Below are 22238 nucleotides of genomic sequence, written 5' to 3' on the forward strand. Positions count from 1 at the left end.
GGGGAATCCCCGCTTCGCAGCTGACTCTACACCGGATCATCCCCGCTTGCACAGGGTTAGCGACACGCGTGTCACCGTCGCGCTCGACGGCCGGGGACCATCCCCGCGCAAGCGGGGTTAGCTGGCTCCGCAAGATAGTTGCCTGGCTCTTCGCCGGATTATCCCAGCTCGCGCGGGGTTAGCTCCGGGACTGGGTTGCGGCCCTGCTCCCAGCTCGGATCATCCCCGCCGCGGGGTTAGCCCCAGGGCCGTACCAGGGCTACGTAGTTGGGCGGATTATCCCAGCTCGCGCGGGGTTATCGCCGAGGCGGGCACGACCCAGTTGCGGTCGATCGGATTATCCCAGCTGGCGCGGGGTTATCCTTGGGGATCCTTGGGATTCCAACGGTCCTGAAGTCTACCAGACCCCGGTTTCCCTCACTGCCGACCCGGCGCCCGCTCGGTGGCACTGCGGTCGCACCGCCGACTGGCCGCGACAGATCGTGACTGCCTCGGCAGCCTGATTGGTGACCTGGTCGGGGTGGCGCCCGGCAGCCGCCCGTCGCCACCAGCCGTAGCCCGGCCCAGGGCCTGCTGCCCCGCCCCGCATCTGGGGTGCTATGGCACCGCCAGCCCGCCTCGCCCCGCACCTGGGGTTCTATGCACGGCCCCGGCGGTGGTGGGCGGACGGTTCTGTCGCAGTCTGAGGATCAGAGCCGACCCCACCTCGTTCTCACCTTTGTGCACCCAATGTCCACGCAGGTCAGGGGCCTGGGGCCCGGCGCGGCAGAGAGTGCCCACTGCTCTGATCCTCAGACTGCGACACGCACACGAACCGGGCCAGCAGACAGGCGGCAGACCATCCAGGAGACCGCATAGAACCACCCGAGTCCGCGCCACGAAAGACCAGGAACCCCCACCCTCGTAAATCGATCTCGTCCCGCTCGCGCTATAGGCGAGGGAGAAGTCGCAAGAAGGGGTGTGGCCTGTCTCGCCGTCGCCTGTGCCGGGTAGGCGAGGGGGCGTAGGCGCCCGACATGACCGTGCCCTGCTCGTAGAGGATGTCGTAGCGCACCGCGGTATCTACCCGCTAGGGGCCGTGCCGTACTGTCCGGGACGCCGCGGCCGTCCACCTTCCCTGGGAGTCTGTAGACCGATCCCTCCCCGTTGGCCTTCCTGCCCATCGGCGCCCCTATCCTTCCGGCACCAGTGCAGCAGTCGGTGCAGCAGTACCTATCGCGCTATGGAGTCTATAGAGCGCTACAGGGTGCTGAGTAGGGTGGGAGACGGGCGGGACACCAGCGTCTACCTGGCACCCGGGCGGTGCCCCCCGTGGGGCTCGAACCCACGACCTTCGGATTAAAAGTCCGCAGCTCTGACCGACTGAGCTAGAGGGGCGTACGGGGTCGGAGGTGGGCCGACGCCGGTGCGGGCCCAGCATAGCGAGCTTGACGTAGTGCCGATAGTGGTCCGTTGGCGAGCTCACCGTTCTGCCAGCAGGCTCACCACCCAGGCGGCGGGCTCCGGACTGCCACGTCCTCGATCGGGATGAGGGCGGCAGGCTTACCGCCCGGCCAGCAGGCTGGCGGCGGCCGGTGTCAGCGACCTGGGCGGCCGCGCGCTCCAGACCGGCGTGCTCCAGACCGGCGTGCTCCAGACCGGCGCGCTCCAGACCGTCACACGGGTGGCGTCGGTATGGGAGTCTACCCTACGCGGTCTCATAAAGTGAGACGTTGTGCGAGGTGCTGTGCAGGTAGCCACTCCTCTAGTAGCGTGACCTGTAACCTATTCGTCGCGGTACGTCGCCGCTGGTTGAGAGGGTTAGTGCCATGAGGAGAGTCGTCGTTGCTGTCGCTGTGGCCGTCCTGGGTGTGGCCGGATGCGTCGGTGTCGGTACCAGCGTCGGTGTCGCAGCGGCTACGCCGACGCACCCGGACGTCGTGTCCGGCTGGTGGCAGCCCGGAGGGGAGCCCAGGCCGCGTAACTGCTGGTACGTGGACCGCTTCCACAGGGCCTGCCTGCTGGGCGACGGCGGATCGGTCTCCGCGTGAGCCTGCTGTCCCGCCTCGCCCCAGGGGCCCTGGTAGGGGCCGCGCTGCTGGCCTCCTCCTTTCTGGGCTCGAGCGTGTCGGTCTCTGTCAGGGACCGGTTGGAGGGGGTGCGGGACACTCCTGTCGATATCGTCGTGACCTCCCGGGATCCGGTGACGGTCCTGGGGGGTCACCGGTACCTGGCCCCGGACGCCTGGATGACCCAGGGGAGCGTGACCCCTGACCAGGTCCGGGCCCTGCGGGACATCCCGGGGGTGGAGGTCGCCGCCCCGGTCACCGTGGTCGACCTGGCCGACCAGGACACGGAGCAGGTCGTGAGCGCCTGGGTGCCCCGGCCCGCCGCCGACCAGGACGGCGACCACCTGCGGGCCTGGCGCGTCCAGGTCACCGTGTCGGTCACGGACGGCACTGGTACCAGGGTCTCCGCCCCCTCCACCCTCCTTCTCGCAGCCCAGGGCAGGAACATGCTCCTCGCCCCTGGTACGCGCTCCGCCATCAACCTCCTGTCAGGAGACGAGCTGGGGCAGCTGGTCCCCGTGGTCACCGACCAGGGCGTAGCCCTTGAGCCGCTGACGGCCCCGGGCCTCTCCTCGGCCGCGATGACGGACGTGAGCCGGGCATCCATCGTCGCCCTGGACCCGGCCTCCGAGGCCGCGCTCGCCAGGGCCGGCGGCGACGAGGCCCTGGCGGCCTCCATGGACTCCCTTGCCAGGGCCGCTGCTGACCCCGGTGCCTTCGTACAGTGGGCACGGGACACCTGGCGGGGGGACGGCTCGGGCCCGAGGGCGGACGACCCCCTGAGCCTGGACGGTCCCTGGCTCCTGTCCTACGGGTACCCCGTGCCAGCCCTGGTCGCGGACTCGGGCCTGCCCGACATGACGGTGAGCGGGCAGGCCACCGAGCTCGACACCACCGGGACCTCCCTCACCGAGGACGACACGGACAGGGCCTACCGCTGCCCACCGGTCGCGGGTGAGGACTGCCGCTACCTGACCGAGTCCGCAGCCGACAGGCTCCTGGCCCTGCCGGGGCACGAGGTCGCCACGGTGCCCACGACGTCGCCCGCCTACTTCTGGCTCGCCCCCGCGCACCCCCTGGGGGTCGGCGCCCCGTCCCAGGTCGTGACCTACGGGACCATGTCCTACGGGGACGTCACCACCGACTCCTCGAGGACCGCCACCCGCAAGGAGCCGGCGCCCCTGTCCGCCGTCGACACCACCAGCCCCGGTGGCGGTCCCAGCCTGCGCTACACGGCCGTCGCCGGGATCACCTCCTCGGAGTGGCGGGAGGAGATCTACCGGGTCCGGGGGCTGGTCGGGGGCGCCTACCGCAAGCCGGGCATGATCTCAACGGGCCTGTACCCGGTGACCTCGGGGTCCCTGCCGGGCACGGATCCGCTGGCGGCCTCCACCCTGAGGACCAGCCGGGGGCCGGTCGCCCAGGACGTGTCGGGTACCGGGGCCGTCACCTCACCGGCGGGCGCGGTCATCCCCGACACCGCCCTGGACGACCTGGCCCTGGACGGGACCCGGCTGCCCGCCGGCATGGTGCGCCTGCGCCTGGAGCGGCCCGACGGCGGGGCGGCCAGCGAGGACGACCTAGAGCGCGTGGCCGCCCGGGTCGCCGACATGGGCCTGACGCCGACGGTCGTGACCGGTTCCTCGCCGGTGGAGGTGTCCGTGGAGCTGACCGGTTCCATGACCGGCGCCTGGCACGGCACCGCCACCCAGCAGTGGACCGAGCTGGGGGCGGTGGCCCGCGTGGAGGCCGCCTCGTCGTGGACCACCAGGATGCTGACCGTCGTGTCAATGCTCACCTGTGGCCTGCTGGCCCTGGTCGTCGAGGGGCAGGCCTCCGCGGCGCGGGTCCTCCGGGCCCGGGTCCTGGTCCAGTCCGGCTGGTCCGGGCCCCGGCTGCGAGCCCGGCTCCTGGGTGCTCGTCTGCCCGCCCTGGCAGCCGTGCTCCTGGGCGCGGCGGCGGCCTGTGCCGTGAGCGCGACGCAGGGGAGCAACCCGGTGGTCCTCGTCCTGGCCCCCGCGGTCGGGCTCGTCTACGTGCTGGGGGTGGTGGTGTGGGTCCTGTGGGACGCCGCCGCCGCCCTGCGTCCCCAGCGCACTGGGGCCCGGGGCCGGAGGGGCCTGACGGGGCGGGGTAATACCGACGCCGCCGGAAGGTCTCCGCGGGGGTCGCAGGAGTCTCCGCAGGCGGGCCGGCTGCGACTGCCCAGGTGGGGGTCTCGCGCCGTCCGCGCGCAGGCCCGGTCACGGTGGAGGGTCGCGAGGCTCCGGGCGCCTCGCGCTGTCCGCGCGCGGGTCCGGCGGACGGTGCCGGGGCCCGTGGGCGTGGGCTACCACCTCGCAGGCGCCTCGGGTGGGCTCGCCACCGGGGCCAGCGTCGTCCTGACCGGGCTGGCGGCCGGGGCGGGCCTGACGGTCCTGTCCCAGTACACGTCCCAGGCGGGCACCTCCCAGGCCGCCGGGGTCGGCCTGTCCCTGGCCCGGCTGGCCACGACGGTGCTGGTGGCCCTGACCAGCGTGGCCGCCCTGGCGCTGCTGCTCACGGGCCTGCGCTCCGTGCGCGCACCGCTCACCGGGAGGCACCAGGTCCTGGCGGCGGCCGGCTGGTCCCGCGCCGCCCGTGTCCGGGTGGAGGTCGTGTCCTGGGGGCGCCGGTACGTGCCGGTCGTGCTGCTCCTGGCCTGCCTCACCCCGGTAGTGAGCCTGTGGGTGCCCCAGGTCCCTGTCGCCGCCATCGTCCTGGCCCTGGCGGTCTGCGCCCTGGCCCTGGTCCTTACCGCCGCCATCCACCTGCTGCCCGCCGTCAGGGCCTCGCGGCCCCAGCGCGCACCGGATAGCGGCTGGCGGCCCGGCCCGTCGCGTCAGGGACGGCGCCTTTGGCAGGGACGCCTTTCGCAGGAGGATGTATGAGTGCTCACGCCGCTGACGGCGAGCCTGCCCGTCCGGCAGGGGAGGTTGCTGCAATAGGGACGGTGCCCGGTTCTGGTGACGGTCCCGATCCTGGAGCTGGTCCCAGGTCCGGTGACGGTCCTGATCCTGGAGCTGGCTCTGGTGACGGTCCCGGGACTGACCCCGGGCCCGGAGCCGGGTCCGGGGCCCCGGCCGCCTCCGCCTGCTGCCTAGAGCCCGACGGCGGATCCGGGTCCCGGGCTCCCCGCTCAGGGCGGGTCCCCGGTGGCGCACGTGGTCAGGGCGACGTCGCGGACGGGGCATCCACCTGGGCGGGCGACGTCGTCGCCTCCCTGGAGGGTGTTTCCGTCACGTACGTCACCCGGGGCTCCGCCCGCACAGTGGTCAGCTCCTACGACCTGGTCCTGCGCGCAGGAGTGGTGACCTGCCTGGCCGGTCGCACCGGCTGCGGGAAGACCAGCCTGCTGCGGGTCGTGGCCGGGCTCCTCCAGCCCAGTACCGGTAGCGTCACCTGGGCCGGGGAGCCGGTGCCCTGGCGCCGTCCCGAGCGGGTCGCCGCCGCCCGGGCCGGGTTCCTGGGCTACGCCGGGCAGGACAGTCCCGTCCTGCCCGGGCTGAGTGTCCTGGAGAACATCCTCCTGGGCTGCCCGCCAGGCCGTGCCTCCCGCACCGTGCGGGCCGGCCTCAGGCAGCGGGCCGTCGACCTGGCTGACGAGCTCGACCTCCACGAGGTCCTGGACCAGGACGCGGCCACGCTCTCCGGCGGTGAGCGTCAGAGGACCGCCGTGGCCCGGGCCCTGGTCGGCGCCCCGCGGCTGCTGTGCCTGGACGAGCCCACCGCCGCCCTTGACGAGGAGACCGCCCGTCATCTCGTCGCCCTCCTGCGGGCGCAGGCCGGTCGGGGCGCGGCGGTCCTGGTCACCTCCCACGACCCGCTCGTCCTGGAGGTCGCCGATGAGCTCCACCACCTCACACCCCGGCCCGCTGTGCCCGACACATCCTCGACCGCACCCACCTGACGGGCCACTACCTGCCCCGGCCAGCCCCTCCCTGACCACCCGTCAGACCGGGTAATACGGTACCGGGCCTGACGGGGCTGGTGGGGACGCGGTTCGGGCTGGGTGAGGACTCAGGCGTCGTGGACGGGTCTGACGGGGTCGGTGGGGACGTGGACTGGTCTCGGGGGTGCTGGCAGCGCAGTACCGGGCCCGCTGGAGCACTGGCCCGGCGAGCCCGGTACCGCTCGCAGGCACCGGGGGGCCCGCACGCAGCAGCGCCAGTGACCTACGTCCCGCGGCCTGTGGTGTGGGCGTCCAGGTCGATAGGGTAGGCTCACGTCCACCATCCAGAGCGGCCGAGAGACCTGGCTCCTTGACGCCGCAGCAACCCGGTAGGCGGGTGCTTCAGCCAGGACCGATGGAGAGATCATGACGTCACCAGCACCGACCCGCCCCACGCTGAGCCTGGAGCTCTTCCCGCCGCGCTCCTCGGCGGCCTGGGGGCGCATTGACCGGCTCCTGGCCACCGCCCCGGACTTCGTGTCGGTGACCTACCGCCCCCGTTTCCTCGCCCCGGGCGGGGCAGGGGAGGGGGCCGACGCCGCCCCGGCCCGCCCGGACCCCGCCCCCGCAGACCCCGTCCCCTGCGTCCGCGTCGTCAGGGAGCGCAATGCCGCCGAGGACGTCGCCGCCCACGTCATCTCCTCCTCCCAGGTGCCTCTCATGGCGCACCTGACCTGCATCGGCTACACCCGGCGTGACACCGTCGAGATCGTCTCCCACTTCCTGGCCATGGGCGTGCGCCGCTTCCTGGCCCTGCGCGGTGACCCGCCCACCGGCTTCTCCCCCCAGGACGTCCACGGTGAGCTGCGCTACGCCACCGACCTGGTCCAGGTCATCCGCGAGGTCGAGGCCAGTTACTTCGGTGACGGCCAGCGCCACGTCACCATCGCGGTGGCCGCCTACCCGGCTGCCGCCGACCACCTCCGGGAGGTCGAGGTCCTGGCCGCCAAGCAGGCCGCCGGGGCCGACCTGGCCATCACCCAGGTCTTCTACGAGCCCGAGGACTACGTGGCCCTGGTCCGCGCCTGCACCTACGCCGGGGTGACCATCCCCGTCCTGCCCGGCGTCATCCCCCTGACGGACCTGACCCGTCTGACCCGCCTGGAGTCCCTCACCGGCGTCGCAGTGCCCCGCAGGCTGCGCGACTCCCTGTCCACCGCGACCGGGGCCTCCCTGGTGGCCCGCGGCGTGGACGCCACCCTGGGGCTGTCAACCGCGCTCCTGGAGGCTGGCGCCCCCGGACTGCACCTGTACACCTTCAACCGCACTCGACCAGCCCTGGACATTATTAGCCATCTGCGACTGGGGCGGATCCTCGACGGCGCCGCCCCGGACCGGGAGGTGCGTGACGCCGTCGACCGCGGCTACCTCCAGGCCACGCCCGGCCGCGGCCCCTCCTTCCTGCGCCGCGGGGGCCGGGCCGCCGCGGGCGCGCCCCTCCAGCCAGCCCAGCCACACACCACTAAGACCACCATCAAGGAGAACGCATGAGCGCCGCACCCGACCAGCCCACGTCCGGCTCCCTGCCCCCCCTGCCGGGGGCCACGATCCTGGGGTACCCGCGCATTGGCGCTGACCGGGAGCTCAAGAAGGCCCTGGAGTCGGCCTGGCGCGGCTCCACCACCCTGGCTGACCTGCGTGCCTCCGCCGCCGACCTGCGTGCGGCCACCCGCTCGCACCTGGCCGCCCTGGGCCTGGGCGGGCCCGCCTCCGTACCGGCCGACTTCACCTACTACGACCAGGTCCACCAGGTCACCACCGCCCTGGGGGCCGTCCCCGAGCGCTTTGCCGACCTGCGCGGCACCGCCGGCCAGGGCTTCCCCGGACTGGGCCTGGAGGAGTACTTCACCGTGGCCCGCGGCGAGGGCGAGCGCGCCGCCGCCGAGATGACCAAGTGGCTGGACTCCAACTACCACTACCTGGTGCCCGAGCTGGACGAGACCACCCCGGTGCGCTACGCCCTCGGCTTCGGCGCCGTGGACCCCACCGACGGCCCGGTGGCCCAGGTCCTGGAGGCCGCCCGCGCCGGGACGGACGTGCGGCCCGTGGTGGTGGGACCCGTCACCTACCTCCTCCTGGCCAAGGCCTCCGACGCCGCCGGCCGGGACTTCCACCCCCTGGACCGCCTGGGTGACGTCCTGGACGCCTACGCCCACCTCCTGGTCGACCTGTGGGCCGCGGGCGCCACCTGGGTCCAGCTCGACGAGCCCGCCCTGGCCTGCGACGCCTGGGACGTGCCGGAGGAGCGGATCCTCGCGGCCGTCCACCAGGCCTACACGCTTCTGTCCGCCGTGACCGAGCGCCCCCGGATCCTCGTGGCCGGCACCTACGGCCCGCTCGGCGCGGCCCTGCCCGTCCTGGGCGCCACCGGGGTGGAGGCCGTCGGCCTGGACCTGGTGGCCGGCCGCCTGCCCAATGCCGAGGACCTGGCCACCCTGGAGGGTAAGACCGTGGTGGCCGGGGTGGTCTCGGGGCGCAATATCTGGCGCACCGACCTCAGTGCTGCGCTGTCCACCCTGGAGGCGCTGCGTGACGCGCTGCCCGCGGGCACGCCCGTCACCGTGGCCACCTCCACATCCCTCCAGCACGTGCCCCACGACGTGGGGCGTGAGACCGGCATCGACCCCGAGATCCGCTCCTGGCTGGCCTTCGCCGACCAGAAGGTGGGTGAGGTCCTCACCCTGGCCAAGGGACTGGCCCAGGGGCGTGAGGCGGTCGCCGACGAGCTGGCCCGAGACGCGGAGCTGCGGGCCCGGCGCGCCGCCCACCCCGGCGTGCGCCGGGACGAGGTGCGCGATGCCGTGGCCTCCGTCACCCAGGCCGACCGCACCCGGGCCCCCTACCCCGAGCGCAAGGCCGCCCAGGACGCGCGGCTGGGCCTGCCGCTCATCCCCACCACCACCATCGGCTCCTTCCCGCAGACCGCCGAGATCCGCAGGGCCCGGGCCGCCCACCGCCGCGGTGAGCTGGGCGCGGCCGGCTACGAGGACGCCATGCGCGCCGAGATCGCCCGCGTGGTGGCGCTCCAGGAGGAGATCGGCCTGGACGTGCTGGTGCACGGCGAGGCCGAGCGCAACGACATGGTCCAGTACTTCGCCGAGCTCCTGGACGGCTTCGCCGCCACCGAGCACGGCTGGGTGCAGTCCTACGGCTCGCGCTGCACCCGCCCCTCCATCCTGTGGGGCGACGTCGCCCGGCCCGCGCCCATGACGGTAGCCTGGTCCGCCTACGCCCAGTCCCTGACCGACAAGCCCATGAAGGGCATGCTCACCGGCCCGGTGACGATCATGGCCTGGAGCTTCGTGCGCGACGACATCCCGCGCGCCCAGGTGGCCGACCAGCTGGGCCTGGCCCTGCGCGCCGAGGTGGCCGACCTGGAGGCGGCCGGGATCGGCGTCGTCCAGGTCGACGAGCCTGCCATCCGCGAGACCCTGCCGCTGCGGCGCGCCGACCGCCCCGCCTACCTTCAGTGGTCGGTGGGCTCCTTCCGCCTGGCCACCGGCGGGGCGGCTCCCACCACCCAGGTCCACACCCACCTGTGCTACTCCGAGTTCGACGTCGTCATTGACGCCGTGGACCACCTGGACGCCGACGTGACCAGTATCGAGGCCTCCCGCTCGCGCATGGACATCCTCCCGGCGGTGGCCGCCCACGGCTTCGAGCGCCAGCTCGGCCCCGGGATCTGGGATATCCACTCACCGCGCGTACCCAGCGTGGAGGAGTGCACCGAGCTGCTCCGGCGGGCCGTGGACGCCCTGGGAGCGGGCAGGGTCTGGGCCAACCCGGACTGCGGGCTCAAGACCCGCGCCTACGCCGAGACCGAGGCGAGCCTGCGCAATCTTGTGGATGCCGCCAAAGCTGTCCGCGAAAGCCTCTAACCACTCGTCAAGACCCCACTTTCCATGAGATCATGGGCGCATGACGCTCTTCGCTCTCGACGACGACCGCCTCACCCCCGTCATCTGGGGGCGTGAGGCGTCGTCACAGGTACGGGCCCAGGTGAGGGCGGCCCTGGCGACCCAGACGACCGCCCCCGTGTTCGAGTTCCTGGACGCCGATGCCCTGGTGTCCGCCATCGCCGAGATGTCGGACACCGGGCTGACCATCCTGACCGAGGGCGTCAGCGATGACGTGCGCGCGAGCGTACGACGCCTGTCCGAGGCAGGGGTACATATCCGTATCGTGAGTGTGCGCAGCTACGGGGGCACCGTCCTGGTGAGCGTCGAGTCCGTGGAGGACGCCGCCCTGGCGAGTATCCGCCAGGCCACGCCCATCCAGATGGTCGAGGAGACCAGCGGGAGCAGCAGCGACGAGAGCGTGTGGGCCGCCTCCCGTACCACCGGGGACTCCCGTACCACCGGGGAGACGACGGGGACGACCGGGACGACGGGGCGGACCTCCCACGCCGCCCCGGACAGCCCCTGGGCGGCCCGTAGCGCCGCGGAGGAGGCGTGGGCCAGCAGGCGTGAGGCGCCCTCGGAGTCCAGGTCGAGCCGGGGGAGCACGGACTGGAGGTCCAACGAGTTCGAGACCACCCCCATGCCCCGTATTACGGTCCCGACCTGGGAGGGCGACGACGTCACCGTCGAGGAGCTGCCCGGCCTGCGCCGCGGGCACCGCAGCACCGGCCCTGTCCTGGGGGCCCAGCCCACGGTCACCTCGGGCAACGAGGCCGCGCAGGCGCTGGCCCTGGTCGCCGCCAGCCTCCAGACCCCCGCCCGCCTGGTGTGGGACCGGCCGCGTCGGGGGATCCACCACGAGGCCATCCTGGACCGCAGCGGTCGGATGACCCTGTCCACGGGGGAGTCCTTCGTGGATCCCTCAGCCGCCGCCAACGCCGCCCAGCACACGCAGGACATTGACGGCTGGCGGGTGTGGCGCCTGGGTGTCACGGGCCCGAGCCTGGCCGAGCTCCTGACCCGCTAGGCCTGCTGGCTCCGGGAGCCAGGCCGCCCGTGTGGCCGCCCGGCTCCGGGTCTTAAGTCGCCTGGCTCTGGGGCTCTCAGGCCACCTGGGCTCTGGGGCTCTCAGGCTGCCCGGCTCCAAGCGTCTTCTGCTGTGCCTCGGTTTTCTGGAGTCTTCTGGTATTTCTGAGCGTCTCCCGAAGTCTCCTGGCTTTTTTCTGGTGTTTTCGAGCGTCTCCCGGCTTTTTGTGGTGTTTTCTAGTGTCTTCTAGCGTCTTCTTGTGTCTTCGAGCGTCTCCTGGCGCGGGGCCGTCCTGGTCCCGCGCCATTCTCTTGCCCCCCTTCCGCGAGAACGGTACTTGTTCTTCGCGAGAACGGTACTTGTTCGACGCGGACGTGCCCTGGCCACCGGGGACGTACCTTGGCTGCCGGGGACGTACCTCTACGGTACGTCCCCGGTGACCAAGGTACGTTGCCAGCGAGGTCGGGGTCGCCGGGCCGGGACAAGGCTGCACTGGTTGAGGCCCTGCTCCCTACAGGATTGTGCAGGTACCCCTAGCGGAGGACTGGTACAGGGACCTGAGTCCTGCTCCACCCTCGGGATGGAGCGCGCCGAGAAGCGGAGGGCTGGTACGGGGCCCGAGATCTGCGGGAGCTCGTACGGGCGGCACGTGGACGACGGGACCCGTCTGTCCCCCAGGTGCAGTGGGGCAGACGGGTCCCGTCGTCCACGTCCGTTCTCACGGCCAATAAGTACCGTTCTCACGACGAACAAGTACCGTTCTCGCGAAGAATAAGTACCGTTCTCACGGAGGGGGGCGGGTGTCAGAAGCGCACGGCGTAGGGCATGGCCCCTGAGTAGCGCATGGCGGTCACCCGCACGGTCATGCCGAAGGTCGGGGCCTCGATCATCTGGTCGTCACCCAGGTACATGGCCACGTGGTAGATGCCGGACTGGGTACCGTTGTCCGACCAGAAGACCAGGTCACCGGGCTGGACGCTGCCCAGGGGCACCAGCGTGCCCTCGCCGTACTGCACACGTGAGGAGTGGGTGAGGTACACCCCGGCACTGCGCCAGGACAGCATGGTCAGGCCTGAGCAGTCCACGCCGCCGTAGGACTCCCCGCCCCAGACGTAGGGCGTGCCCAGGAAGGAGTAGGCCGAGTTGATCGCGGTCGAGGCCCCGCCGTAGGAGGGCGCGGGCTCGGGGTCCGGCTCAGGTTCGGGCTCGGGCGCAGGTGCCGGCTCAGGCTCGGGCTCCGGGTCGGGCTCAGGTGCCGGGGCCGGAGCGGGCTCGGGGTCCGGTGCGGGCTCAGGCTCAGGGTCGGGTGCGGGCGCTGGTGCTGGCTCCGGATCGGGTGCCGGTGTGGTCGGGTCAGGTCCCGGGGCGGTGGGGGCGGGGGCCGCGGGCTGGCTGGCAGCAGCCTGGTCCCGGGCGGCCTGGTCGGCAGCCGCCCGCGCGGCAGCAGCCTGGGCGGCCGCCTCAGCCGCCGCCTTGGCAGCGGCCTCCTCCTTAGCCTTGCGCTCGGCCTCCCGCTGGTTCTGGTACTGGGTCTCCAGCTCGACGGTGGTGTTGCGCTGGGTGGCGAGCTGGCTAATGAGGTTGGTGCGCTTGGTCTCGGCGTCGGTCACCGCCGCCTGGGCCTGCGCGGCCGCGGTGTCGGCGGTGGCCTTGGCGCTCTGGGCGGTGTCGGCGGCAGTCTGCTTGGCCACGACCTTGCTGTCCGCGATGGACTGCATGGTGTCGGCCACGGCCTGGAGGGCCTCCACCCCCTGGACCTTGGCGTCAGAGTTCTCCCCGGCGCGCATGAGGGCCACGTTCTGGTCGGCGAGGTCCGCCAGCGACTCGCTGGTCAGGTAGGGGGTGAGCATGTCCAGGGGGTTGCCACCCTCCTGGTAGGTCTGCACCACCACGGAACCCAGCGCGGTGCGGGCCTCGGTGGTCTCCTGCTTGGCGTTGTCCGCGTTGGTCTGGGCGGTCTGCGCGCTGGTGGTGGCCTGGTTGAGGTCGTCCAGGGCGACCAGGTAGTCCTCGTTGGCCTTCTCGGCGCTGATCTGGGCGGCGTTGAGACTGGCGTTGAGCTGGGAGAGCTGGGCCTCAAGGGTCGCGATGGAGGCCGACGTCGAGCTCTCGGCCGCCTTGGACTTGTCAATGTCGTCCTGGGAGACATCGTCCGCGACCGCTATGGGGCCCAGTCCGGCTGCCAGGGCGAGAGCGGTCGCCGCGAGGACGGCTCTGGTCGTCCTGCGGTGAAGGATGCTGCTCACGGGTCCTCCGTTCCTCGGCGCGCCACCTTGACGGACGCGCCTGGCTCACTACTGAGAACACTAGCGGGACGTGGGGCTGCAAGAAACACTGTTCTCACAAATCACAGGTGTCACACGCTCACCATCTGTCCCGTCAGGGCGGGAATCGCGCGCCAGGACGCGGCAGAACGACGTCGGTGAGACTGCTCACACGGACGCGCTGTTCGCCCCCAGGAGACGTGCCTGTATCACTTGGTGGTCGCGGGTGCCCGCTATCCGGACAGCCGGGTGCTCCCGGCCCCAGCGCCTCTCGGCACCACCCACCCCCGGCGCCACCCGGCCCCGGTCCCTTGAGTTTGCGCGCCCCGCGGACCCGTGCCTACGGTGACCCCATGTGCTGCACCCGCCGAATGCGCAGCTGACGCGCACGCCGCCACCGGCCCACAGGCCCTGGCCCTCGTGCACGTCAAGTCCTGCGGTCCCGCTGTGCGCGGGCCGTGACCCTCGCGGACGGGGCACCGCCCCACGCCGGAGGGCGTAGGCGCGCAGGTTGCCCCCGTGACCCTCGCGGACGGGGCACCGCCAGGATCCTCCCTCCTGGGTGCCGCAGCCCTCCCGGCCCTGGCCACGCCGTCGTCCGCCCCTGAAGACCCCCGCGACGTACCGCACCAGGAGCGAACCATGAGCACCCCGACCCCCAGCCACCACACCGATGCTGCCCACACCGACGCCGCCCACACTGACGCCGCCCGAGCCGAGGCCCCCGCGACGGGCCGCCCCGCCGGTGGGCCAGCTGGTGCCGCCGACGCACCCCCTCAGGCGCCTGCGGCGTCGGCCCCGCCCAGCGCCGAGTCCCCCGCTGGCTGGCACTTCGAGACCAAGCAGGTCCAGGCCGGTCACACCCCCGACTGCGCCACCGGGGCCCGGGCCGTCCCCGTCTACCAGTCCACCTCCTTCGTCTTCCCCTCCGCCCAGGAGGCCGCCGACCGCTTCGCCCTGCGCAGCCTCGGCCCTATCTACACCCGCCTGGACAACCCCACCAACGCCATTGTGGCCGCCCGGGTCAACGCCCTGGAGGGCGGGGTCGGCGCCCACCTGGTGTCCTCCGGCATCGCCGCCGAGACCCTGACCTTCCTGACCCTGGGGCAGGCGGGCAGCAATATCGTCGCCTCCCCCTCCCTGTACGGGGGGACCACCAACCTCCTGACCCACACCCTGCCCAAGTTCGGCATCACCACGCGCTTCGTGGAGGACCCCGCCGACCCCGCCTCCTGGGCGGCCCAGGCCGACGAGGGCACCGTGGCCTTCTTCGGGGAGACCATCCCCAACCCCAAGGGCGACATCCTGGACATTGAGCCCGTTGCCGCCGCCGCCCACGCCCTGGGCATCCCGCTGGTGGTGGACAACACCATTGCCTCCCCCTACCTGACCCGGCCCATTGAGTGGGGTGCGGACATCGTGGTGGAGTCGGCCACCAAGTACCTGGGCGGGCACGGCTCGTCCGTGGGCGGGATCCTGGTCGACTCCGGGAACTTCGACTTCGCCTCCGTCCCCGAGCGCTTCCCCGGCTTCAACACCCCCGACCCCTCCTACAACGGCCTGGTCTACGCCCGTGACCTGGGGGTGGGCAGCGAGATGGGCAACGTCGCCTTTATCCTCAAGGCCCACACCGAGGGCCAGCGCGACCTCGGCTTCGCCGCCAGCCCGTTCAACGCCTTCCTCATCGCCCAGGGCGTGGAGACCCTCTCCCTGCGCATGGAGCGGCACGTGGACAACGCCCTGGCGGTCGCGCGCTTCCTGGAGGGGCACGACGGCGTGGCGCGGGTGGGCTACTCCGGCCTGCCCTCCAGCCCCTACTACGAGCTGCACCGCAAGTACTGTCCGCGCGGGGCCGGGGCCGTGCTGTCCTTCGACCTGCCCGGGGGGCGGGCGGCGGGCGCCGCCTTCGTGGACTCCCTGAGCCTGTTCTCCCACCTGGCCAATATCGGCGACGTGCGCTCCCTGGTGGTCCACCCCGCTACCACCACCCACTCCCAGGTCGACGACGCCGGCCTGGCCCGGGCCGGGATCAGCGCCGGGACCGTGCGCCTGAGCGTGGGGATCGAGCACATTGACGACATCCTCGCCGACCTGGAGCGGGGCCTGGACGCCGTCGGCGCCTGAGCCCCGGCAGCGGATCCCGAGGAGAGACACCATGACGATCCCCGAGAGCGTTCCCTACGGTGTGGGTACCGCCCGAGCCAAGCTCGTGGACCGCAAGGCCGGGTCCCCCACCGGGGCCTGGCGTCCCGGTGACGACCCCGGCCACCGCCGCTTCCTGGAGATCGGCGACCTGCCCCTGGACTCCGGGGAGGTGCTGCCGGACACGGTCCTGGCCTTCGAGACCTGGGGGGAGCTCGCCCCGGGGCGCGACAACGCCGTCCTGGTCCTGCACGCCCTGACCGGGGACTCCCACGTCACCGGCCGGGCCGGGCCGGGGCACCGCAGCGCCGGGTGGTGGGGCGACGTCGTGGGGCCGGGGCGGGCTATCGACACCGGGCGCTACTACGTGGTGGCCGCCAATATCCTGGGCGGCTGCCAGGGCTCTACCGGGCCGTCGTCCACCGCCCCCGACGGGCGGCCCTGGGGCTCCCGCTTCCCCTGGCTGACCACCCGCGACGCCGTCCGTGCCGAGGCCCTCCTGGCCGACGCCCTGGGGATCGACACCTTCCACCTGGTCATCGGGGCCTCCCTGGGCGGGCACCGCGCCGTCGAGTGGGCCGTGACCTACCCCGAGCGGGTGAGCAACCTGGCCCTGGTGGCCACCGGGGCCTCCACCACGGCCGACCAGCTCGCCTGGTGCCACCTCCAGGAGCTCGCCATCGTGGCGGACCCCTACTTCCTGGACGGCGACTACTACTCCCACCCGGTCGGGCCGGTGCGGGGGCTGGGGCTGGCACGGGCGATCGCCCACACCACCTACCGCAGCGCCGCCGAGCTCGACGCGCGTTTCGGGCGCGCCCCCCAGGGGGAGGAGGACCCGGCCGTGGGCGGGCGCTACCAGGTGGAGTCCTACCTGGACCACCACTCCGGCAAGCTCCTGGCCAGGTTCGACGCCAACAGCTACCTGATCGTCACCCACTCCATGATGGTCCACGACGTGGGCGCCGGGCGCGGGGGGACCCAGGCGGCCCTGGGGACGGTCACCGCCCGGACCCTGGTGGTGGACGTGGACTCCGACCGGCTCTTCCTGCCGCCCCAGGCCGAGGAGCTCACCCGGTGCATCCCCCGCACGGTACGTCGCACCGTGCACTCCCTGCACGGGCACGACGGCTTCCTCATTGAGCACCAGCAGGTGGGCGCCATCCTGCGCGAGTTCCTGGCGGGGCCTGACGACGTCGCACATTCTTCCGACGGGGTCCGGTAGGGCGGTGGCGTAGTTCCAACGATTTCCCGACCTGGGAGGCGGCAGGAGCCAGGATGAATGTGCAACAGCGCCTCCGTTGCACATTCATCCTTGTGCCGGACGCTGGACCACGTCGCAGATCCGCGTGATTCCGCGGTTCCTTGATCGAGGTCTGAAAGAAGAATGTGCGGTCCCGCCAGGTGGCCTGCCGGTCGGCTGCCGCGCCCCTGACATAATGGGGTCGTGAGCACCTCCACCACGACCCCTGGTGCCCCTCAGGCTCCCGTGGGCTCCTGGGGCCCCGACATCCTGGGGCCCGGCTTCCAGGCCCGGACCCTGCCGCTCCTGCCCGACGAGGAGGACGACGGCGCCGTGGCCACCCTGGTGCGTCACGTGCCCGCCCTCGACCCGCAGGCCCTGGCCGCCACCCCCACGACGCCGTCGTTCTCCTGGCTGTACCTCCACGGCTGGAACGACTACTTCTTCAACACCACGCTGGCCCGCGAGGTCGCCCGGATCGGCGGGGCCTTCTACGCCGTGGACCTGCGCCGCTACGGCCGGAGCCTGCGCGAGGGCCAGATGCTGGGCTGGACCGCCAACCTGACCGACTACGACGAGGAGATCGGGCAGGCCCTGGCGGTGGTGCGCGCCGAGACGGGCATGGACACCCCGGTGGTGCTCTGCGGGCACTCCACCGGCGGGCTGACCGCCTCCCTGTGGGCCGACCGCCACCCCGGGGCCCTGGCGGCCCTGGTCCTGAACTCCCCCTGGCTGGTGATCCAGGGCGCTGACCCGGTGCGCCTCGTGGGCGAGCCGGTGGTCAACACCCTGGCCCGTCGGGATCCGCGCCGTCCCGTCCCCCTGCCCAGCTTCCCCGAGGAGAGCCTCTTTACGGTCCTGTCGGGCTGGGACGTGGAGCGTGACGGCGAGCTGCCGGACCCCGCCTGGGAGGGTGACGAGTACGTGCGCGGCTGGCAGGTGGAGCACCGGTGGAAGGTGCTCCCGACGGCGCCGGTGCGGCCCGGCTGGCTCCAGGCCGTCCTCGCGGGGCAGGCGCGGGTGTCCGCGGGGCTGGACGTGCGCTGCCCCGTCCTGTGCCTGGCCAGCGCCCGCAGCCGCCTGGGGGTGACCTGGAACGAGGACGCCCGCCACGTGGACACGGTCCTGGAGGTCGACGAGGTCGTCGCCCGGGCGGTGCGGCTCGGGGCCCTGGTGACGGTGGCACGCTTTGAGGGCGGGGTCCACGACCTCATGCTGTCGGCCCCGCCCGTGCGCGAGCAGGTGCTCAGCGTGGTGCGCCGCTGGGTCGCCGCCTACGTCCTGCACTGACTACGTCCCGGCAGAGCGGCCGCACCGACGGCGCGCAAGGTGGCCACCGCCCCTCCGCGAGAACGGTACTTATTCCTCGCGAGAACGGTACTTATTGCTCGTGAGAACGGGTCGTGCCTGCCGGTGGGCCGGCCCCGGGCCCCCGGTCCTGCCGATGCCGCTGGGACGGGCCAGCACCAGCCCGGCAGCCGGCGACACGGCTGGCACCCGGCGACGTCGCCAGCGGCTGGCTGGCGGCACCCGGCGATACGGCTGGCACCCGGCTTCCGGCGCCCGACAATATGGTGGGTGACCAGCAGGCGTCAGGCTCCCGGCGACGCGCCAGGCTCAGTGGCCCTCGCGCGCCACCCGCTCGGCCTCACGGGCGTAGGAGACGCGGATCTCGGCCTCGGCCTCCTCGCGTCCCACCCAGTGGGCGCCCTCGACGCTCTTGCCCGGCTCCAGGTCCTTGTACACCTCGAAGAAGTGCTGGATCTCCAGACGGTGGAACTCCGAGACGTCCTCGATGTCGGTACGCCAGGAGGCGCGCTGGTCGGCGGCCGGCACGCACAGGACCTTGTCGTCCCCGCCCTTCTCGTCGCGCATACGGAACATGCCCAGGGCGCGGCAGCGGATGAGACAGCCGGGGAAGGTGGGCTCCTCCAGGAGAACCAGGGCGTCCAGGGGGTCCCCGTCCTCGCCCAGGGTGCCGTCAATGAATCCGTAGTCGTCGGGGTAGCGGGTGGAGGTGAAGAGCATCCGGTCCAGGCGGATGCGGCCGGACTCGTGGTCCACCTCGTACTTGTTGCGGTTACCCTTAGGGATCTCAATAGTGACGTCGAACTCCACCGGTGCTCTCCTTCGCGTGACGCGCCCCTGGCGGTGCCCGCGTGGACGGGCGTCGTATCGGGACGGCTGGCAGTGTTGGCACTAGTGTGACCCACGACGGCGCCTCGCACGAGGCTGCCGCGCGGTACCGTTCCAGTCAGGCGCCCTCGGCCGTTCCGCCACGGAGGTGGACGACGGCGTCTCCCGACCAGATCCTGACCGTCCCGACCCTACTGGAGGACTCGTGCGCAAGGCCACCACCGCAGCCCTTACCGCTGCCACGCTGCTCGTGGTCGGCGGCTACTACGGGCTGGCTGACGCCCTCGACCTCGTCCCGGGGCCCCTGACGGTCGCCGCCGCGGACTACCCGATCCAGCCCTTCCCGACCCCGGCGGCGGGCACCCTCGTGAGCGCGCAGGCGGCTGGTCTGTCGCCGGACGCGCCGGTGCCCTCCGACGGCGTCCTGACCAGGTACGCCGACGCCCTGGCCGCGGACTCCCTGGTGGGCACGGGCAAGGTGGGGGTCAGCGTCATTGACGTGGCCACCGGGGAGGTGCTGGTGGACCGGGGTGCCGACACGCCCCTGACCCCGGCCTCCTCCAACAAGGTCCTCACCGCCTGGTCGGTGCTCTCCGTCCTGGGCGCGGACCACAGGGTGTCGACCACGGCGACCCTGTCAGGCTCCACGGTGACCCTGGTCGGTGGCGGGGACGTCCTCCTGTCCGCCGACGCCGGGAAGCCCGGTGACACCGTCGGCCACGCGGGCCTGGGTGACCTGGCCCGGGCCACCGCCGAGCAGCTGACGGCCAAGGGGGTCACCAGCGTGAGCGTGGCCCTGGACGACACCCTGTTCACGGGTCCTGCCTGGAATTCGGCCTGGGAGGCCGGTAATGAGGCCTTCGTGGCCCAGATCCAGCCTCTCATGCTGGACGTCACCGCCCACCACAACAGCGGTGGCTACCCCGCCGACCCGGCCATGGAGGCCGCCCAGACCTTCGTCACCCGTCTGGGCGAGGCCGGTATCACGGTCACCGGCACGGTGGCCCGGGCCGCCTCGCCCGCTGACGCCGTCGAGCTCGCCAAGGTCGAGTCCGCGCCCCTGGAGGACATTCTCAAGGTCTCGCTCAAGTCCTCGGACAATACGATGACCGAGGTGGAGGGGCGGTTACTGGCCTCCGCCGTCCACCAGGAGGCCAGTTTCGAGGGGGCTGCCGCCGCCGTCATGAGCCAGCTCACCAAGGACGGCTTCGATGTCACCCGCACCGTCCTGCTGGACTCCTCCGGACTGGCCGTGGGCAACAAGGTTCCTCCCCGGCTCCTGGCCCAGGTCATTGCCCGCGCGGCCGGGGACTCGGGCGGCACGACGGGGCGGACCCTCCTGGCGGACCTGCCGGTAGGCGGCCTGGACGGCACCCTGAACGAGCGTTTTGTGGGGGCTGCCGGTGAGGGGACGCTGCGGGCCAAGACCGGCTCACTGGACCAGAGCGCCTCCCTGACGGGCACGGTGGTCACCCAGGACGGGCGGCTCCTGGCCTTTGCCGTGGTCGTGGACGGCTTTGAGTCCGGGGGGCTGACCGCGGCCCGCACGGCGATCGACAAGGACCTGGCGGGGCCGCTGGCGGCCTGCGGGTGCCAGGGCTGACGGGTGCCAGGGCTGAGGCGCTGCCGCACCGGGGCCGGTGCGCCTGGTGTACCTGGGGCGATCCGTCCGGGGCGCTGGCGATTGGGCCTACGCCGCCTGCCACCTGGTGCACGCCGCCCGATCCGTCCGGGACGCCGGGCGGGTGGTCCCCGGCCTGCGGGCCTGCCCCGCGTAGGCTGACGACGTGACTGAGCCGACCGGCATACCCCCAGCCTCGAGCGCCGCCGACCTGGTGGACTGGCGCACCGCCACTACCCTGGCGCGCCTGGGGACCCCCGCGGGGCCGGTCGTGCCCGCACCCGTGCGCCGCTCCACGGTCGAGCTCCTGCGCCGCAGCGCCATTGAGGCCCCCGCCTGGGTCGGACGGATCACCGGCCTGCGGCGTGCGGCCCAGCTGGCGGCAGACAGGACGGAGGTCCTGGTGGTGGACCGCGCCGGGCTCCAACGAGCCTCGGCGGAGGCGCTTCAGGGCGTCCTGACGCGGGTGGACGCCCCGTGCCTGTCCGGCAGGCTCGCACGGGCGGGGTGCCTGCCCGCCACCGTCCAGCTCGCCGGGGCCCTGGGCGCCGTCTCCACCCGTCTCCTGGGCCAGGTCGTCCCGGTCATGGCCGGGCAGCGGCCTGCTGGCCGACGGCGGCCGGGACCCGCCACCGCGAAGGCCCTGGTGACCTCCCGGATCCTCCTGGTGGCCCCCAACGTCCTGGCGCTCCAGCGTCGCCTTGACCTGGACCTCCTGGACCTGCCCGCCTGGATCTGCCTGCACGAGGCCGCTCATGCCGTCCAGCTCGCCGTCGCCCCCTGGCTGGCCGAGCAGATCGTCTCCGACCTGGCCGCCGTCCTCGGTGCCGTTAGCCAGGTCGGTACCAGCCAGGCCGCCAGTCCGGCTGGTACCACCGGGCAGGCCGCTGACCAGGCCGCTGGTCAGGCCGGCACCGGGCAGGTCGCCAGCCCGACTGGTGCCGCTGGTCAGGCCTCTGGCCAGGTCTCCTCTGACCACGGTGGCGCGGAGCCCGGGCCGTCCCCGGTGTCCACGGTCCTGGGACGTCTGACCCGTATCGCGGCCGTGGCCCGCCTGGACGGCCCCACGCCCGCCAGGCTGGGTGGCGTACTCAGTGAGGAGGGGCGGGAACGACTGGCACGGCTGGTGGCGACCCTAACCTTCCTGGAGGGGCACGCCGAGGTGGTGCTCGACGCCGTCGAACCTGCCCAGATGCCCTCGGTGTACCGTCTGCGCTCGCTCCTGGCGCACTCACGCCGACGTGAGCAGGGGGTCGGACCTGGGCTCGGGCTGGGGTCCCTGATCTACCGGCTGGCAGGGCTGGAGGCCAAGAGGGCGCAGTACGCCACCGGGGCCGCCTTCGCCCGTGCGGTCGTGGAGCGGGTGGGGCACACGGGCCTCAACGCCGCCTGGGCCGGTCCTGAGATGATGCCCCGCCCCGAGGAGCTGGAGCACCCCCGCGCCTGGATGGACCGCGTCCTGGGGTAGGGCGCGTCCCTGCCCGTCCCACCCTTGTGCGTGGCGTGCACCTGCCCCGCGGCGCGCAGGCGACGCAGCCGGGAGCTCGCGGCCGACGGCAGCCGGGAGCGCCTGTCCGGCACGCGGGCGACGCCTTCGAGGGCTCCCGTCCTTGCCTGGGGAAGTACTGACCCCGTCCTGGTGCGGGTCATCCTCCCGTCCTCGCCCGGGCAGATCCCGGACCAGGTGGTGAGGATGCGCCGAGGCCAGCCTGTGGCAGGCTTGGGGTGTCGGCGCGGAACCGGCCCCCAGCCGTCGGGCCCTGCTGGCGGCGTCGGCCACTGGTCCTCACCGGGACCGGCTGGTCGGCTGGAACCTGCACGGCGGGAGCTGGGCCTCACGCACCCGCAGGCACCTGCCCGCCGTCGGGCAATGCGCGGCAGGGCCCTG

The 22238-nt window shown here is 72.6% G+C and carries 12 protein-coding genes, 1 tRNA gene and 1 riboswitch; of the genes, 10 read left to right on the top strand and 3 right to left on the bottom strand.

Going from position 1 to position 22238, the window contains the following annotated elements:
• Positions 1-1303 precede the first annotated feature (1303 nt).
• Positions 1304-1377: transfer RNA gene (locus tag C3V41_RS11670), tRNA-Lys, on the bottom strand.
• Between the two features lie 649 nt (positions 1378-2026).
• Here C3V41_RS11670 and C3V41_RS11680 point away from each other — a divergent pair.
• From C3V41_RS11680 to C3V41_RS11700, 5 genes are all read left to right on the top strand, one after another.
• Positions 2027-4957 (top strand): hypothetical protein, encoded by a 2931-nt coding sequence (locus C3V41_RS11680; RefSeq protein ID WP_106110390.1) that lies wholly within the window; start codon positions 2027-2029, stop codon positions 4955-4957.
• The gene (locus C3V41_RS14310) at positions 4954-5976 is read left to right on the top strand and encodes an ABC transporter ATP-binding protein (RefSeq protein ID WP_129591607.1); all 1023 of its coding nucleotides are present in this window, start codon (positions 4954-4956) and stop codon (positions 5974-5976) included. The genes C3V41_RS11680 and C3V41_RS14310 overlap by 4 nt, the downstream gene beginning before the upstream one ends.
• A gap of 319 nt (positions 5977-6295) precedes the next feature.
• Positions 6296-6380, top strand: a riboswitch (SAM riboswitch).
• A gap of 4 nt (positions 6381-6384) precedes the next feature.
• Positions 6385-7509, top strand: coding sequence for a methylenetetrahydrofolate reductase (locus C3V41_RS11690; protein WP_106110392.1), 1125 nt, complete (start codon positions 6385-6387; stop codon positions 7507-7509).
• Positions 7506-9896 (top strand): 5-methyltetrahydropteroyltriglutamate--homocysteine S-methyltransferase, encoded by a 2391-nt coding sequence (gene metE / locus C3V41_RS11695; RefSeq protein ID WP_106110393.1) that lies wholly within the window; start codon positions 7506-7508, stop codon positions 9894-9896. Before C3V41_RS11690 ends, metE begins: the two co-directional genes overlap by 4 nt.
• 40 nt (positions 9897-9936) lie before the next feature.
• On the top strand, positions 9937-10944 hold the full coding sequence (locus tag C3V41_RS11700) for a hypothetical protein (protein WP_106110394.1): 1008 nt from the start codon (positions 9937-9939) through the stop codon (positions 10942-10944).
• A gap of 803 nt (positions 10945-11747) precedes the next feature.
• On the opposite strand, the gene C3V41_RS11705 is transcribed toward C3V41_RS11700, so the two are convergent.
• Positions 11748-13190, bottom strand: a complete 1443-nt coding sequence (locus tag C3V41_RS11705; protein WP_254423597.1) for a C40 family peptidase — start codon at positions 13188-13190, stop codon at positions 11748-11750.
• 660 nt (positions 13191-13850) lie between these two features.
• Here C3V41_RS11705 and C3V41_RS11710 point away from each other — a divergent pair.
• The 3 genes from C3V41_RS11710 to C3V41_RS11720 all read left to right on the top strand — a co-directional run bounded on the left by C3V41_RS11710 (position 13851) and on the right by C3V41_RS11720 (position 17883).
• On the top strand, positions 13851-15332 hold the full coding sequence (locus tag C3V41_RS11710) for an O-acetylhomoserine aminocarboxypropyltransferase/cysteine synthase family protein (protein WP_106110395.1): 1482 nt from the start codon (positions 13851-13853) through the stop codon (positions 15330-15332).
• Between the two features lie 31 nt (positions 15333-15363).
• Entirely contained in the window at positions 15364-16575 is a 1212-nt protein-coding gene (gene metX / locus C3V41_RS11715; RefSeq protein ID WP_106110396.1) for a homoserine O-acetyltransferase MetX, read from the top strand.
• Between the two features lie 222 nt (positions 16576-16797).
• On the top strand, positions 16798-17883 hold the full coding sequence (locus tag C3V41_RS11720; RefSeq protein ID WP_106110397.1) for an alpha/beta hydrolase: 1086 nt from the start codon (positions 16798-16800) through the stop codon (positions 17881-17883).
• Positions 17884-18210: 327 nt separating this feature from the next.
• Here the strand turns inward: C3V41_RS11720 and C3V41_RS11725 are convergent, their stop codons facing one another.
• The gene (locus C3V41_RS11725; RefSeq protein ID WP_106110398.1) at positions 18211-18711 is read right to left on the bottom strand and encodes an inorganic diphosphatase; all 501 of its coding nucleotides are present in this window, start codon (positions 18709-18711) and stop codon (positions 18211-18213) included.
• A 223-nt stretch (positions 18712-18934) separates the two neighbouring features.
• Between C3V41_RS11725 and dacB the strand changes: the two genes are divergently transcribed.
• The gene (dacB, locus tag C3V41_RS11730; RefSeq protein WP_106110399.1) at positions 18935-20332 is read left to right on the top strand and encodes a D-alanyl-D-alanine carboxypeptidase/D-alanyl-D-alanine endopeptidase; all 1398 of its coding nucleotides are present in this window, start codon (positions 18935-18937) and stop codon (positions 20330-20332) included.
• A gap of 184 nt (positions 20333-20516) precedes the next feature.
• Positions 20517-21818, top strand: a complete 1302-nt coding sequence (locus C3V41_RS11735) for a zinc-dependent metalloprotease (RefSeq protein WP_254423598.1) — start codon at positions 20517-20519, stop codon at positions 21816-21818.
• Positions 21819-22238 lie beyond the last annotated feature (420 nt).

The sequence above is a fragment of the Actinomyces sp. oral taxon 897 genome (genome assembly GCF_002999235.1).
Lineage (GTDB): Bacteria > Actinomycetota > Actinomycetes > Actinomycetales > Actinomycetaceae > Actinomyces.

What these genes read in the sequence shown, in the direction of transcription:
- C3V41_RS14310 (WP_129591607.1), top strand. Translation starts at nt 4,954, where the DNA reads ATGAGTGCTCACGCCGCTGACGGCGAGCCTGCCCGTCCGGCAGGGGAG.
- C3V41_RS11690 (WP_106110392.1), top strand. Translation starts at nt 6,385, where the DNA reads ATGACGTCACCAGCACCGACCCGCCCCACGCTGAGCCTGGAGCTCTTC.
- metE (WP_106110393.1), top strand. Translation starts at nt 7,506, where the DNA reads ATGAGCGCCGCACCCGACCAGCCCACGTCCGGCTCCCTGCCCCCCCTG.
- C3V41_RS11700 (WP_106110394.1), top strand. Translation starts at nt 9,937, where the DNA reads ATGACGCTCTTCGCTCTCGACGACGACCGCCTCACCCCCGTCATCTGG.
- C3V41_RS11710 (WP_106110395.1), top strand. Translation starts at nt 13,851, where the DNA reads ATGAGCACCCCGACCCCCAGCCACCACACCGATGCTGCCCACACCGAC.
- metX (WP_106110396.1), top strand. Translation starts at nt 15,364, where the DNA reads ATGACGATCCCCGAGAGCGTTCCCTACGGTGTGGGTACCGCCCGAGCC.